Annotated in this window: 10 protein-coding genes; 4 read left to right on the forward strand and 6 right to left on the reverse strand. The window is 61.0% G+C overall.

Features of this window, described 5'->3' with window-relative positions; all coding sequences use genetic code 11:
* Positions 1–241: 241 nt before the first annotated feature.
* Entirely contained in the window at positions 242–1,591 is a 1,350-nt protein-coding gene (locus tag VGN12_20505; GenBank protein HEY4311841.1) for a PQQ-binding-like beta-propeller repeat protein, read from the reverse strand.
* A 382-nt stretch (positions 1,592–1,973) separates the two neighbouring features.
* Between VGN12_20505 and VGN12_20510 the strand changes: the two genes are divergently transcribed.
* Positions 1,974–3,443, forward strand: a complete 1,470-nt coding sequence (locus VGN12_20510; protein ID HEY4311842.1) for an inorganic phosphate transporter — start codon at positions 1,974–1,976, stop codon at positions 3,441–3,443.
* A gap of 38 nt (positions 3,444–3,481) precedes the next feature.
* Here the strand turns inward: VGN12_20510 and VGN12_20515 are convergent, their stop codons facing one another.
* From VGN12_20515 to VGN12_20530, 4 genes are all read right to left on the reverse strand, one after another.
* On the reverse strand, positions 3,482–4,387 hold the full coding sequence (locus VGN12_20515) for an alpha/beta hydrolase (GenBank protein ID HEY4311843.1): 906 nt from the start codon (positions 4,385–4,387) through the stop codon (positions 3,482–3,484).
* A 94-nt stretch (positions 4,388–4,481) separates the two neighbouring features.
* On the reverse strand, positions 4,482–5,510 hold the full coding sequence (locus VGN12_20520) for a hypothetical protein (protein HEY4311844.1): 1,029 nt from the start codon (positions 5,508–5,510) through the stop codon (positions 4,482–4,484).
* Positions 5,511–5,593: 83 nt separating this feature from the next.
* Positions 5,594–5,848: a hypothetical protein gene (locus VGN12_20525; GenBank protein HEY4311845.1), complete on the reverse strand. Its 255-nt coding sequence runs from the start codon at positions 5,846–5,848 to the stop codon at positions 5,594–5,596.
* A gap of 155 nt (positions 5,849–6,003) precedes the next feature.
* On the reverse strand, positions 6,004–8,379 hold the full coding sequence (locus VGN12_20530; GenBank protein ID HEY4311846.1) for a protein kinase: 2,376 nt from the start codon (positions 8,377–8,379) through the stop codon (positions 6,004–6,006).
* 173 nt (positions 8,380–8,552) lie between these two features.
* Between VGN12_20530 and VGN12_20535 the strand changes: the two genes are divergently transcribed.
* Positions 8,553–10,289 carry a class I adenylate-forming enzyme family protein gene (locus VGN12_20535; GenBank protein ID HEY4311847.1) on the forward strand — a complete coding sequence of 579 codons (1,737 nt, stop codon included), beginning with the start codon at positions 8,553–8,555 and terminating at the stop codon, positions 10,287–10,289.
* A 75-nt stretch (positions 10,290–10,364) separates the two neighbouring features.
* Here the strand turns inward: VGN12_20535 and VGN12_20540 are convergent, their stop codons facing one another.
* The gene (locus VGN12_20540) at positions 10,365–10,961 is read right to left on the reverse strand and encodes a DUF1080 domain-containing protein (GenBank protein ID HEY4311848.1); all 597 of its coding nucleotides are present in this window, start codon (positions 10,959–10,961) and stop codon (positions 10,365–10,367) included.
* Positions 10,962–11,321: 360 nt separating this feature from the next.
* Here VGN12_20540 and VGN12_20545 point away from each other — a divergent pair, with 360 nt between their 5' ends.
* Together VGN12_20545 and VGN12_20550 are read left to right on the forward strand one after the other, a co-directional pair.
* The gene (locus tag VGN12_20545) at positions 11,322–11,963 is read left to right on the forward strand and encodes a DUF2585 family protein (protein HEY4311849.1); all 642 of its coding nucleotides are present in this window, start codon (positions 11,322–11,324) and stop codon (positions 11,961–11,963) included.
* A 243-nt stretch (positions 11,964–12,206) separates the two neighbouring features.
* A complete protein-coding gene (locus tag VGN12_20550) occupies positions 12,207–15,281 on the forward strand; it encodes a PSD1 and planctomycete cytochrome C domain-containing protein (GenBank protein HEY4311850.1) in 3,075 nt (1,024 codons plus the stop codon).
* Positions 15,282–15,306: the final 25 nt, after the last annotated feature.

Below are 15,306 nucleotides of genomic sequence, written 5' to 3' on the forward strand. Positions count from 1 at the left end.
CGCTTGATCTCGCTCGTTAAATCGATCGCATGAATCTGCGTTTCGGATACCCGAGCAAACGTAGATTGCGGCTAGAATCGTGATTGAGCCCAATGCTTAGAAGCACCGGCTTTTCGGTGGCGCAATGCGCATTTCCGGCGCAATCGTCGCAGGAAAACCGGTTGCCGCTGCTGGTATTGCGGCTACGGCAATGGCTTTTCAAAACGTGCCGTCACAGGATCGAGCGACGATTAACGGTCGCTCAAGGCGCCTCGCGGCCGATACAGTAGACGTGCTCGGCGGTGCGGATCAGGAGTTTCCCCTGCGCGATCGCTGGCGTCGCGATGCACAACTCGTCGAGCGAATTGGTGTGGTCGATCGTGAACTCGCGACCGACCGGCATCACGTACGTATCTCCCGCTTCGCTCAAGAAGAAAATCTTTCCGTTATAGGCCCAGGGTGAGGCCGTGAAACTGGCCCCTTGCGGAAAGCGGGTGCGGCTGAAAACTTGCTCGCCGGTCGCGGCGTCATTGCACGTGACCATCCCGAGATCGAGCAGCGTGTAGTACAGCCCGCCATAAACAATTGGCGACGTGTTATAGGGCCCCATCTTTTCCAGCGACCACTTGATATAGTCGTTTGACGTCTGCCCTTCACCGAGCGTAATGTCGCCGTTGGCCCCCGGCTTGATCGCGTATACCGGGCGGTTCTTGTCTTGAAAGTACCCGCTGGTGATATAGAGCAGCCCATCGACGACAAACGGCGAAGGGATCGTCAGCGACGACATATGCCCGTCGAAGTGCCAAAGCAGCTCACCTGCCGTGTTGTACGAACGATTCTCCTTCCGCCCGGTGGCTACGATTTCGGTTGTGTCCCCGTGATGCCAGGCCAGCGGTGTTCCCCAGGTGCTTTGCTCATCGCGAGAAGTCTTCCAGAGCAGCTTGCCGGTCGCGCCGTCGACGGCGGCAATGTAAGAATCCTCGCTGTTGTCATAAACAAAGACGACCTGGTTTCCGACGACGATCGGCGACGCAGCCGCCCCATAGGCGAGCATCGACTTCTTCGGCGCGATGTCGTACGTCCACAAGTGATTGCCGTCGAAGTCGTAGCAATACAGCCCCAGGTCGCCGAACAGGACATACAGGCGCTGCCCGTCGGTCGTAGGCGTTTCGGCCGCGTACGTATTCTTGGGATGGCGCGGGACGACTGGTTTCCCTTCATGAGCATCTTTCTTCCATAGCACCTCGCCGGTCTTGAAATCGAGACAATACACCCTCCAGTGATGAATCGAATCAGGAGGCTCGCCACGACCAAGGCCCAGATACAAACCGCGTTTCGGTGCTTCGTACTCATCGTCGCTGTCGACCGCCGATATGAACACCCGATCCTGCCAGACGATTGGGCTTCCCCATCCACGACCAGGAATGCGCGCCTTCCAGCGAACATTTTTTTCCTGGTCCCACGTATCGGGTAGGCGTGGATCGTCCGCCACCACGCCCGTCCCGTCAGGACCGCGAAAGCGGGTCCAATTCTCTTGCCCCTGCGCGATGGTATTCCCAAACCACAGGACCAACGACCAGCAAATCACGAGGACGTCAGCACGGCGAAGCATGGTGGAACTCGCGGCGAGAATGGTGATCCCCTCGAATGATATAAAGGATTGTCGCAGATCGCTTACCACCGAACCAGCAACTGCGGAATTCGCGACGTAACTGCTCGGGCGCCTTGCCGGACAAGGACTTGCGTCTTCGAAAAGCTCTCTGGACGATCCGACTCGCACAGCAGACAATGCGTGCCTAATTCATGTTGTCCGCGACCCGCTAGCTTATTAGCGGTTCGTGGGTATCTTGATGGTGTCGATTTCGCCCAGTCCTCGAGGTTTGCCCAGCGAAGGGGGCAGACCTTAAACGGCAAGGCGGACGAAAGAGGCGCCGCGAGCTTACTGTTTCTCTCGCTCTTATTCTCATTCCTCGTTTCGCGCTGCGAGCATTTCGATGTGGGACGCCTGGAGCGCCCTTCCGCTCGGACACCAACTCGCGTTTCTCCTTGCGCTGGCGATTGCCTTCGGCTTTGAGTTCATCAACGGTTTTCACGACACCGCCAACGCCGTGACCACCGTCATCTATACCGGCACATTGCGGCCCACGCCCGCCGTGCTCTTCTCGGGCTTTTGCAACTTTCTCGGCGTATTGCTCGGCGGTACGGCAGTCGCGTTTGCGATCGTGAACCTGCTGCCCGTGGATTTACTGATCGAAAGCTCGTCGGTCCGCTCGATCGTAATGGTCTTGTCGCTGCTGCTGGCAGGCATGATCTGGAACCTGGGGACCTGGTGGTACGGATTGCCGGTTTCGAGTTCGCACACGTTGATCGGTTCGATCCTCGGCGTCGGTTTGGCCGATAGCCTGGTGCAGCGCGGCAACATGACCGGCATCAACTGGGCCAAGGCCGCAGACGTGGGAATGTCGCTGTTGATTTCGCCCGCCATCGGTTTCGCGGCGGCGGCCATCTTGCTGCTCGTCATGAAACGAGTGTTTACGAATCCGAACCTGTATCACCCGCCCGGCGAAGGAGATAGCCCTCCGAACTGGATCCGCGGCGTGCTGCTGGCCACATGTGGCGGCGTCAGCTTCGCCCACGGTTCGAACGACGGTCAAAAGGGGATGGGGCTGATCCTGTTGGCCCTGATTGGATTTTTGCCCACCTACTATTCGCTGAACGTTCACGACGCCGGCCTGGCCGGGAGTCTGCGCGACGCTGCGATCGCCATCGATAGCATCGTTGAAAGCGAAGCGCCGACCGTAGCCGACAAGGTACGGCCCGACATGCAGACCATCGCCACTGTGCTGGCCGGCAAAGACTCGTTGGCCGATGTTTCGCGAGAAGACCGCTGGCACGTGCGCCAGGCGATTTTTCGCTTTAGATATACGCTGGCCAATTCGAAGTTGACGCCGGAAACGCATCAGGCTTTGAAGGAACACCATCGCGAATTTACACGTGCCATCGAGTACGTCCCGTTCTGGGTCGTTGTCGGTGTGGCCCTGGCATTGGGCATTGGCACGACGATCGGCTACAAGCGCATCGTGGTGACCGTGGCCGAGAAAATCGGCAAGTCGCACCTGACTTATGCCCAAGGGGCCGCGGCCGAAGTCGTCGCTGCCGCAACGATCGGCATGGCCGACGTCTTTCACCTGCCTGTAAGCACAACCCAGGTTCTTTCTTCCGGCATCGCCGGCACGATGTGGGCCAATCGCTCAGGTATTCAATCGCAGACGGTGAAGAAGATCGGCCTGGCCTGGGCGATGACCCTGCCGGCCGCGATCCTGTTGTCGGCTAGCCTGTTCACGCTCGGCGGCGCTTTGATCCCGGGCGCCCGGGCCAAGCCTGCGACACAGGCCAGCGAAATGCACGCGGCCTCGCACGCCGCCCCCGTGGCCCAGGCCGAATCGGGCGCGGCCCGCCGCTAATCCGTCGAAGTCCAGGTTCGCGACGAGTCATCCGAGTTCTAGCGCGGCTTCAGATACTTGTCGAAGAAGGCGAACATCGCCTCCTGGGCTCGCTTCGCATCCTCACCCTTGAAGCCGTGCCCTGCCCCGTCCAACTTCAAGAGTTCGGCCTCGACGTCCGCCGCGTGCAGCCGGTCGATCAGCCATTCGGCTTGCTCGAAGGCCACGTACTTGTCATCGGTGCCATGGATCGCCAGTGTCGGCGCCGCGTCCGGCGTGACCCAATACAGCGGGCTGGCTTGCAGATGCCGATGTCGGGCTGTTTGCAAGTCCCCTCCGAGAAACAGCGGCAAGACCTCGGCCGCGTCCACGCTCTTGCCGTAAGACTTTGTAAAGTCGCTTGGGCCGTAAACGTCGACGACACAATTCACCGCGCTCGATTGATCCAGATTGCCCCCCTCCATACCGTCCAGCTTCTTAACTTCGCCCGTCAAGCCGAGGAACAGTGCCAAGTGGCCGCCGGCCGAATCGCCCGTAGCGCCGATACGGGTCGGATCGATGCCATACTTGCCGGCATTGGCGCGCAGCCAACGGACGACCGCTTTCACGTCATGCACAGCGGCCGGAAACTGGTGCTTCGGCGCCAAGCGATACGTCGGCGTCACCGCCACATAGCCGCGCTCGGCCAATTTTACGCACAACGCGTCATGATGTTCGCGATTCCCGGCGCGAAAGCCTCCACCATGAATGCAAACGATCGCCGGCCGTACCCCCTGGCCATCTTTAGGGTGCGCCATGTCCAGCGACAGCGACTCTCCCTCAGGGCGCGAGTATTCGATGTTCGTCTCGAAAATGACGCTCTCGGGCACCTCCACCTTTGCCGGCGCAGCTTGAACAACAACTTGCGAAGCCCCACTGACGAAGAGAATAGCAAGCGCTACTAAGATCGAACGTCCGCATGGCATCGTGATATGTCCTTGGGTGTTTACTGGCGGGGAGATACGTGAGGGTCGCGCCTAGCGCCTCATTCTTATTGGCCAGATGCGCGCGTCAATGGGCTTACCGCGCGCCTTGCCGGTCGAGAGCTTCGCGCTCCGCGATCAACTGGCGTTCGGCTGCTCGCCAACGGCTGGTAAGCGACCCCCACAGACGCCATGTCGCCGGTGCGCGGCGGATCATGCCTTCCATCGCGATGCCGAAGGCCAGCGCCGCGGCACGCTGCGCCGCAGGATCGCGCGGATCGAGTTCCGACAGTGGCAACCTGGCGCCGAACTCGACGAGCACCCCCTCAGACTCGGGCGATTCCTGCCGCGCGACTAAAACAGGCACCACCGCGGCGCCAGTGCGCAAGGCCAAGGCGACGGGCGCACTGGCAATCTTCACAACGCCGCCTAATAGCGCCGAAGGAATGCCCGGCGTGCCTGGATAAAGAAAGTCGGCGTAAATGGCCACGCACTCGCCACGTGCCAATCGGGCGATCATCGGCCGTAGCGCCGCGGCGGTCGTGGGCAGAATTTCAACGCGGTCGCGTAAACCATCGAGCAACAGCGATGCCTGAGGCGCCGTGCGGTCCCCCAGATTCGCGACCGTGCTGACACCGATTCCGCGCCAAGCGGGATGTAAAAACCCGAAGCCTGGATGGCTTTGATGCACCGACAATAAGAGGACGCCTCGCCCCGCGTCGAGCGCGCTATGTAGATGCTCGTCACCCAGGATCGTCACCTGGTCAAACAGTTCGCTCGCTGTCACGTGGCGAAAGTCGAGCGTATCCGAAAGATTCACAAGCAGTTCTTGCGTGTGGCGCCGCAGTAGCTGCTCTCGATCGCGCGCAGCCCAAATGTAATCTAGACTCTTGGTTGATCCGCGCAGTCGCGATGCGTACCCGCCCCAATCGTTGTCGAACGTGGCGGCACCGGCCTCGATTAATAGGGCCCGCCGCTCGGCGGATGGTATCCCGCCGGCGGCGGCAACCCACGATTCATCGCTCAGCCACTCGTAGAGCAGCCGCGGCAGGCCATTCATGGCGTCGACACGAGGCAGTACTGCCAAGTCTGCCTCGAGTCGTTGGGCAAACGAGTTTCGATTCACCTGGCTTCCTCGCATCGCCGACAGCCCGGAAGGGAACGCAAGCCTACGCTCGTGATCATGCCGCGAGCCTGTTTGATCGTGGCCTACGAACCTTGGCAGAGCTTGAATATCCCTTCGTCATCAGCTTCATCATCATCCTTCTCGGTGATCTTAACGGCACTCATGCCATACGTGACGTCGCGGTGAAAGATGAGCTTCAATGTCTCTTCAATCACGTCGGGATGCGTATTCTGGATATCGGTTACCTCGTCGAAAAGTGCTTTCGGCAGCCTGATCTCGATTGTTGTCGAAGGATCAGCGGCCTTGGCCTTCGGCTTCGGTTTCTTCTTTTTCGCCATTCTTCATTCCTTTGTCAGAAGATGGTGGTTTCCTACGATGCCGCACGGCGAACGATTTGCGCCGCGGCGATCGTGCAAAGTGTCTAGATTGCTGGCTCGCGTGTCAACAATTTTTGTCGACCGCGAATGGGGGGCACTAAATCTCTGCATTGCCACTAAGCGGCCGGCGGCCCCGTCTCGCCTAACAGATGCGCGGCTTCTTCGTAGAGTAAACGAACCTGCCGCAAGTGGCGCGGCGTCTGCGCCCACTCGACCCCTTGCGCGAACCATTGGCGCGCTTCATTCTGCCGACCAAGTTGCCAGAGCGCCATCGACAGATAGAACCAATCCCATGCCTCGCCCTTGCCGCCGGAGAGTTGCATGCTGCGCTCGAGTGCTTCGACCGTCGCCTGATATTGCGAATTGCGATAATACGCGATGCCCAGCGTGCTCCAAGCCATCGCGTCGCGCGGCCCTACTTCAGTCGCGCGCTTTGCCAAACGCAACGCCTCTTCTGGCTTGCGCACCTGCGGATCCGGATAAGTCGCCAGGAATTTCGCCGTTTGATTGCACAGTGCCAGGCTATCGGGAAAGTAATTCAGAGCGGCAAAATAAATCTCCGAGGCCTCGGCCGGCTGTTGCCCCACCTCGTACATCTCTCCCAGAGTCGACGCGACCAGCGCCCACTCCTCGCGGTATAACTTCGAATCGGGGTATTCGACCGTCAGACTTTTCAATAATTGCTCCGAACCGCGCATCTGCTCCATCGCCGCCTTTTCATTGCGCAGCGTGTAGCTGGCAATTCCCAAATAGTAGTAAAAGCCGGCCAGGTCCTGGCGAAATCCTGGGACGTCGGGCGCTTGCGCGACTAACTTCTCCCAGATCAGGCTCCCCTTGCGAACTAGCGCCAGCGCGGCAAGCGGATTCGACGGCGGCACCTCGGCACGGCGATTGTAGCGCGGTCCGCGAAAGAACCCGCCGATCCAGCTTGCGTATTGCCTGACGTCGGATCCCGATTCCATGACTTGCTCGACCAGGTCCAGCCCCTTCCGCAGCGATACCAGCGATTCGTCCGTACTTCCCATCGTCAGTTGCAATTGCGACAACCGTAGATACGCCGAGGCAACCTCGGCCTTGATTTGTGGGTCGCTGCCGTGGTCGCGCATGAATTCCTGGTAATAGCCGAGCGCCGATTCGAGCAACTCGCTACGCAATGGTTGCAGGCCCGCCTCGTCCAACAAAGTGCTCTCGCTGACCTGGGTCATGTAGTCGTCCACGGCGCGCCGTGCTCGGCGAAAGTTCTCCTCCGCGCGCAGTTGCTGACGCTCGGTTTCTTGCCGCTGCCGTGCCTCGCCGGCCAGCGCCTGTTGCGATTCGGTCCGCCGCTGCTCGGCTTCTTGGCGAGCCACGGTTTCCCCGTCGAGCGCCCGTCGTGTCCTCTCATAGGCCAGGGCCGAGATGACCGTTGTCATCAACATCGCGGTCACCGCGATCGTGGCCAGGCTGGCCACCATTGGATTGCGCCGCATCCAGCGCCAGGATCGTTCGGCCGTACTAACAGGTCGGGCGACGATCGGCCGGTCCTCGAGGAATCGTCGCAAATCCTCGGCCAACTCGCCGGCCGTCGCATAGCGACGCGATGGCTCCTTGGCCAAGGCCTTCAGTGCGATCGTCTCCAGATCACGCGGCAGCCGATCATTTAGCTTTCGCGGCGCGCGTGGTTCATCGAACAACACCTGGTGGATCAACATGCGCTTGTTGCCGCGAAACGGCAGCTCGCCCGTCAGCAGTTGGTAGAGGATGACACCCAGCGAATAGACGTCGCTGCGACCGTCGACCAGGTGCGCCTCGCCGCGCGCTTGCTCGGGGGACATGTAGGCCGGAGTACCCAACACCCGACCATCAATCGTCACCGTGATCTCGGCTGACTCTTGCTTGGCCAGGCCGAAGTCGACCACATGCGGCATCCCTTGATGGTCGACCAGGATATTGTTCGGCTTCAAGTCGCGGTGTACGATGCCGCGCCGATGGGCATGGTCGAGCGCGTCGGCCACGACCGCGCACAACTCGGCCGCCTCGCGCGGATTCGGCCGATCGCTTTGAATCTGATCGGCCAGCGTGACGCCCGCGATGAAGTCACTGACGATGTAGATCAAGCCGTCGCTGCGCCCTACTTCGTACACGGTGACGATGTTCGGATGGCGCAGTTGTGCCACGGCCCGCGCTTCGCGCAGGAATTCCTCCTGATCGCGGATCGACGCGCCCTGGGCGCGCGGGATCTTGATCGCCACGATCCGGTTGAGCTCGGTATCCCGCGACTTCCAAACGGTTCCGAACCCGCCGACACCGACCGCTTCGAGCAGATCGAAGTGGGCCAGCCGATCGATCGAGCCGCGACCCCGGCTGGTGGTGCTGACGTCAGCCAACAAATTGAACGTGCTGCCACACTGTGGGCAGGTCACGTCAATAAAATCTGTTGCCTGACTAACGTCGATTGGCTTATGGCACTGCGGACAGCGAATCTGCATGAAAAACCCCCAGAGGAGGGTCATTATAAACAGCCCGGCGGCCCTCGTCGCGGGCAATCCCTTTGGCGAAAATGGCCCTCTCGCCGTGGGGACGAAAGCCTTGATCCGCGTGCTACAATGGCTGTTTCTCGCCGCCCAGAATGGCTTGGGCCGGCACGCCGCTTTCGACCCTAGCAACGCAGACGAATCCTCTTTACATGCCGCCGCTTACGCATCGCCACGGAGTTGCCCAGTACACCTGGGAGCATTACCAGACGGACTTTGCCGATCGCCACCTGTTGCATGGCGTGATCGCCAAATGGGCTCGCGAGCGCCCGGACGCTGTCGCGATTATCGAGGTCGACACCGGGCGTGAGTTCACGTACGCCCAGTTCGAGCAAACAATCACCGCGCTGTCGATGAAGCTGTGGCGAATGGGATTTCGACCCGGCGATTTCTTCGCGACCACACTGCCGCTATTGGCCGAGCATGTCTTCCTGGAATACGCCTGTTTCAAAATCGGCGTTATCCACGCGCCGCTCGACCTGCGGCTCAAAGCGCCCGAAGTCGTGCGCTCGCTGGAATTGATTAAAGCCCGCGGCTTTGCCTTTTTGGGTCAGACGCCGGTGGCCGATTTTTCGCCCCTGGGTCAAGCGGTCCAGCAACACTGTCCATTCGTCAAACAACTGGTGCAGTTCGCGCCCCCCGCCGGAACGATTCCCGGCGCGACGTCAGCGTTGACTCTGGCAGCCGAGGCTGAAGCCGAAGCGCGCGCCGTAGCGGCCGATCCGCAAAGCTGGCCCGAACTTCCCGCGTACCTGGCCGCGGTCGCCGCGGTGCAGGAAACCGACGGCGCGCAAGTCATCTACACCACCGGATCGACCGGCTTTCCCAAACCGGCGCTACTGTCGCATCGCAATATCACGGTGCAGAACATGTGCCTGGCCGGCGGCTTCGACATGACGGACCATCCGCGCATGTTGGTCAATCTTCCCCCGTCCCACGTTGGCTGCCAGGCCGAGCAGTTGATGACCACGCTTTTCTCGGGGGGAACAGCCGTGGTGCTGCACATCTTCGACGCGGAAAAGACCTTGGCTGCGATTGAAAAATACCGCGTGGCCTGCTTCGGGCAGATCCCAGCCATGTTCGCCATACAATGGCGGCTGCCAAATTATGCCAAGTACGATCTCTCGTCGTTACGTTTTGCCCTCTACGGCGGACAGGCGGTCACCCGGCAGTTCCTCGAACAGTTGCAAACCATGGCGCCGCAATGCGGCACAGGGCTAGGCCTGTCGGAAATGGCCGGCTTCGTCACCTACAGCCCGCTGGGAGGCACGGTCGACGAGCTGTTGGCCGGCGTCGGCTTCGATATGCCGGTCACGCCGCTGTCAATTCGCAAGCCCATGAACGACGATGGCACGGCCGGCGACGAGCTTCCCGATGGCGAACCTGGCGAAATCTGCTTTAGCGGCCCGCAGGTTTTCATCAGCTACGTCAACAACGACGAAGCGTATCGGCACACCGTTTCCAGCGATGGTTTTTGCTACACCGGCGACCTCGGCTACAAGACCGAGAAGGGATTGGTCTTTGCCGGACGATCCAAACTGGTAATCAAGCCCAAGGGCTACCAGGTGCATCCGGCCCAGATCGAAGGGCATTTCGCCATGCTCAGCGACAAGGTCTCGGCCTGTGCCGCGGTCGGGCAACCGCACGAGATCTTCAGCGAGGCCATCGTCCTCTTCGTCGAAACGAAGGCCGAAAACCAGCTCAGCATCGCCGAGCTTGAAAAGCACGCCCGAGGTATCGCGGCCTACATGCGTCCCACGCACTACGAATTGCTGCCGCCGGCCGGCCTGCCACTTAACCGTGTGGCAAAAACGGATTACGTGCTATTACGCGAACGCGCCGCCGCGACGGTCGAAAAACTACGCGAAGCCGGTGGCTGGGATCGGTAGATCCGCCGCGCGTTAAAAAAGCGGTGAGCTACCGTGTATGTCGGTAGCTCACCGCTGAGGCTCGTAGTTTTCGGACTACTTCTTCTTGGCCTCGGGCAGCTCGGCCACTTCGACCTTGCGGATGCAAACCTTGCTTCCCGGATCGTGCTGCTGGAAGGCGAAATGCCCTTCCTTGAAGCTCTGGGCAAAGTCGAAGTACTCATACAGTTCGTCGCCGTTGACCGTGATCTTGATCTTGGTCACCGGGCGGCCGCGCCACGGCTCGTCCTTCACCTGGATATCGTAGGTGAACCAGGTATCCGGCTCGACCAGTCGCTTGTAAACATGGCAGAAGCCGTACAGCGATCCCGTGCGGATCGGGTCGTTGTGCGTGCTATCGATCTGCGCCTCGTAGCCGTCCATGAACGAGGGCTTGCGGGTCGTGCGGAAATAGAGCCCTGAGTTGCCCTTGTCGTTGATCTTGATTTCAGCGCGATAGCGGAAGTTCTTGTATGGGCCCTTGGTCGAGACCAGCATTGATGCCGGACCCGAACCGCAAATCGCCCCGTCCTTGACTTCCCACACGCTCGCGTCGCCGCCTACCTTTTCCCAGCCATCCAGGCTCTTACCGTCGAACAGCGCGACCCATTCCGGCTCGGCAGCTGTCGCGATCGTCGGCGCCTGTGAAATCATCAAGGTAACGGCCGCCATCGACAGCAAGCAAAACGCACATTTCATTGGTTGATTCCTCATCGTGATCGAACAGTAAAGTTGGTTGTCTTGCACAACGCGGGACTGCGAGCCACCTTACATCGAGTGTTCGGCACGTCAAGCGGGGCACCTCGCCTGGTCGCAGGAAAACAAGGCGCTCCGCGAAGCCATACACGGCAGCGAACGGGTGCCAGGGTTCCCATGCGGCGCTAGTGGCATGCCCTTTCTCTCGCACGGCGGGCGCTTTTTCGACCCGCTGCGGTTAGGATGACCGCACTCGATAAATCGCATCCTCTGCCCTTGCTGCCGGCACCATCCACTCCAGCAGCCGGCGAACAAATCATGCCCGAAATACCGCACGATACTGACCCACCGGAAAACGACAGCGCATCGATACCCCATGTCGTAACATCTGGCATGCGGCGTTTCGCCACACTGCCCGTCGCTCTCGCGATTGTCGCGATCTTACTGGCCGGGGGCGTCTGGCTGCGCGCCAATAGCCGACCCTGGTGGTGCGCCTGCGGTCAGCCGTTCCTATGGTCGGGCCAGGTTCAGAGCTCGCACAATTCACAGCACCTTTTCGACCCGTACAGCTTTACTCACATGCTGCACGGCGTGGTCTTCTTTTGGGTCTTGGCGTTATGCCTGCCCAGGCTCTCGGTGCCGTGGCGTTTTGTCGGCGCCGTGACGATCGAGACGCTCTGGGAGCTACTGGAGAACTCGAACATGGTCATCGAGCGCTACCGTACGGCCACGATGGCGCTCGGCTACGAAGGGGATTCAATCGGCAACTCGTTCGGCGACGTGCTGAGCTGTTCGCTCGGGTTCTTTCTGGCGCTGCGGCTGGGAGCATGGGGCTCGCTGGCCTTATTTCTCGCAACGGAGCTCACGCTCGTGCTCTGGATCCGCGATAGCTTGATCCTTAGCACCCTCATGCTGATTCATCCGCTCGAGTCTCTGAAAAACTGGCAGCAAGGAAGCTAAGGCCGATGGCTTCCCGGCCATGACTGGCTCTTGCATTTCGCACCCCGCACAGTCGATAATGGGGCTTGCCTGCCAGATACCCTACCTGCCTGTTTGAAAACCCGCGCGGTTGCGGCCCAATCACTCCCTCCCTCCGTGGGCCAAGTGATGCCTATTTATTTGCGTATAGCTCTCGTCGCGCTTCTGTGCAGCGTTACGGCGCGCGCAGCGAAGAGCGCTGATAACGTTCCTGCTGACCCAACCGTGACCGTGGTCCCAGTCGCTGCGCCGCTATTCGAATCTGACGTCCGCCCGATCTTGCGGACCCACTGTTTCGACTGCCACGGCGCTAACGATGAAAAGAAGGGGAACCTCGACCTCCGGCTGGTCCGTTTCCTCCTCGCCGGTGGAGACTCGGGCGCTGCGATCACGCCAGGCGATCCGGCAGGCAGCAATTTGCTCGCCCGGATTCGCGCCGGCGAAATGCCCCCGGGCGACGGCAAGCTGACGGCCAAGGAAATCGAAATTCTCGAACGCTGGATCGCGGCCGGCGCGAAAACCGCGCGCCCCGAGCCCGAGACGATTCCGCCCGGCGTCGGCATTTCGGTCGAAGAGCGTTCGTGGTGGGCCTTCCAACCACTGCGTCGCCCCGCGGTTCCAATATCGACCGATCCGCGCGTGCGAAATCCGATCGACGCGCTATTGCGCGCGGCGATGCCCGAGGGCCTGTCATTCTCGCCCGACGCCGACAAGCGCGTGCTTATCCAGCGAGCTTCGTTCGATTTACTCGGCCTGCCACCGCAACCTGAGGATGTCGAGGAATTTGTTGCCGACACTTCGCCCGACGCCTACGAGCGCTTGATCGACCGCTTGCTCGCCTCGTCGCACTACGGCGAACGTTGGGCGCGTCACTGGCTCGACGCCGCCGGCTATGCGGATAGCGAAGGGGCGACCGTCCAGGACGCAATTCGTACCTGGTCGTACAAATATCGCGACTACGTGATTCGCGCCTTGAACGCTGACAAACCGTTCGATCGCTTCATCCTCGAGCAATTGGCCGGCGACGAAGTGGCCGGCCCCATCTCGGGCGATATGACGCCCGAGCAGATCGAACTGCTCACCGCGACAGGCTTCCTGCGGATGGCGGCCGACGGCACCGGCAGTGGCGATAACTCCCCCGAGGCTCGCAACCAGGTCGTCGCCGATACGCTGAAGATCGTCACAAGTTCACTGCTGGGCGTCTCGGTGGCGTGTGCCCAATGCCACGACCATCGCTACGACCCGGTGCCGCAGACCGATTACTACGCGCTGCGCGCCGTGTTCGAACCAGCGCTCGACTGGCAAGACTGGAAGGTGCCTGACCAGCGACATGTTTCGCTGTACACCGCGGCCGACCGTCAGAAGGCCGCCGACATCGAGGCCGAAGCCCAAAAGATCGCCACCGAACGCGCGGCAAAAGAAACCGTCTACATGGCCGAGGCGATCGACAAGGAACTATCCAAGTACGAGGAGCCGCTGCGGGCCGAGCTCCGTGCCGCCTACACGACCGCGGCCGATAAACGCACCGACGCTCAGAAACAATTGCTCGACAAGTACCCCAGCGTCAACATCACGCCAGGCGTGCTTTATCAATACAACCAGGCGGCCGCCGACGATTTGAAAAAGTTCGACGAACGCATTGCCACCGTGCGCAGCGCGAAGCCACCCCAAGAATTTCTGCGCTCGCTGGTCGAACCCGCGGCGCACGCTCCAGAAACTAAGCTGTTCTATCGAGGTGACTTTCAGCAGCCGAAGCAAACAGTTTCCCCTGGGGCGCTGTCCGTCTGCGGACCGGACAGCGGTCGCGCGGAATTCGCTGTCAAAAGTGAGGCACTTCCAACGACCGGGCGGCGCGTGGCGCTCGCGCATTGGTTGACCGGTTCGGATAACCCGCTGACAGCGCGCGTCATTGCGAATCGCATCTGGATGCACCATTTCGGTCGCGGCATTGTCACCACGCCGGGTGATTTCGGCCGGCTGGGAACGCTCCCCACCCATCCCGATCTGCTCGACTGGCTGGCCGTAGAGTTTCGCGAGTCGGGCTGGAGCCTGAAAAAGCTGCACCGCACGATCATGCTGTCGACCGCCTACCGCCAAACGTCACGCCGCGATCCGGCACAGGCGGCGATCGACAGCGACAACCATTTCTTTGGCCGGCAGAATGTCGTGCGGCTCGATGCCGAGTCGTTGCGCGATCGCATGCTCGCTACCAGCGGCACACTGGATCGCACGCTGTTCGGTCCGCCGATCTCGGTCAAGGAAGACGACAGCGGACAAGTCACGGTTGCCGGCGACGTTCCGCGGCGCGGTCTTTACTTGATGCAACGTCGCAGCCAGCCGGTCGCTCTGATGCAGGCCTTCGACGCGCCGTCGATGCAAACCAACTGCGAGGCTCGCGCTAGTTCCACCGTCGCCACGCAATCGCTAATGCTAATGAACGGTGAATTCTGGCTCGCCCAGGCCGCGGCACTTGCCGATCGCGCCCAGCGCGAGCCAGTTCGCAATCTGAATGCCGAGCTGACGGCCGGTTTGGCGCAAAACTGGAAAGCAGGCCCGCCGCTGTGGCAATTCGGCTACGGCCGCTGCGACGTTGCGTCGGGCCGGACTGCTTCGTTTACGTTGCTGCCGCATTTCGCCAACGGTCGCTGGCAAGGGGGCGTGAATCTGCCGGACGAACGCATTGGTTGGGTATCGTTGCATGCTGACGGCGGTCACACGGGCGAGAATCCCGATTTCGCGGCCATCCGCCGCTGGACGGCCCCCGCCGCTGGCACGATCGCGATCCGAGGTGCCCTGTCGCATGGCAGCGAAAACGGCGACGGCGTGCGAGGACACATCGTGTCGAGCGCCTTGGGCATCGTCGGCCAATTCACAGCACGCAATGGCGAGGTTCCCACGACAGTCGAACGCGTCGTCGTTGCTCGCGGTGATACGATCGATTTCGTTACCGATTGCGTCGAGAACGTAAGCTCCGACTCCTTCAATTGGCGGGTCGAGATCACGGTCACGCGCGAAGGAGACGAACCGGCCACGTTCACCTCGCACGATGGTTTTCATGGCCCACTGGGTGATACAACGGGCGTCGAACTGGCCGGCCTGGTCCGCGCATGGCAGTTGGCCTACTCGCGCCCGCCATCGCGCAGCGAGTTGGAAGCCGCCTGTTCGTTCTTGACCACTCAAGTCGACTTCCTGCGTCTGCACCCGCAGCGTACGGCAGCCGGCCGCTCGCCCGAAAGCCAGGCCTTGGTGAATCTATGCCAGGCGCTGATGAGCTCGAACGAATTCCTGTACGTCGACTGACGCGACGCAATGTTTGGCGCGATAA

The sequence above is a fragment of the Pirellulales bacterium genome (assembly GCA_036499395.1).
In the GTDB taxonomy this organism is placed as follows: domain Bacteria; phylum Planctomycetota; class Planctomycetia; order Pirellulales; family JACPPG01; genus JACPPG01.

Excerpts from the sequence above, each read along its gene's own strand:
- VGN12_20505 (HEY4311841.1), bottom strand. The coding sequence starts at position 1,591 with ATGCTTCGCCGTGCTGACGTCCTCGTGATTTGCTGGTCGTTGGTCCTG.
- VGN12_20510 (HEY4311842.1), top strand. The coding sequence starts at position 1,974 with ATGTGGGACGCCTGGAGCGCCCTTCCGCTCGGACACCAACTCGCGTTT.
- VGN12_20515 (HEY4311843.1), bottom strand. The coding sequence starts at position 4,387 with ATGCCATGCGGACGTTCGATCTTAGTAGCGCTTGCTATTCTCTTCGTC.
- VGN12_20525 (HEY4311845.1), bottom strand. The coding sequence starts at position 5,848 with ATGGCGAAAAAGAAGAAACCGAAGCCGAAGGCCAAGGCCGCTGATCCT.
- VGN12_20530 (HEY4311846.1), bottom strand. The coding sequence starts at position 8,379 with ATGACCCTCCTCTGGGGGTTTTTCATGCAGATTCGCTGTCCGCAGTGC.
- VGN12_20535 (HEY4311847.1), top strand. The coding sequence starts at position 8,553 with ATGCCGCCGCTTACGCATCGCCACGGAGTTGCCCAGTACACCTGGGAG.
- VGN12_20540 (HEY4311848.1), bottom strand. The coding sequence starts at position 10,961 with ATGATTTCACAGGCGCCGACGATCGCGACAGCTGCCGAGCCGGAATGG.
- VGN12_20545 (HEY4311849.1), top strand. The coding sequence starts at position 11,322 with ATGCCCGAAATACCGCACGATACTGACCCACCGGAAAACGACAGCGCA.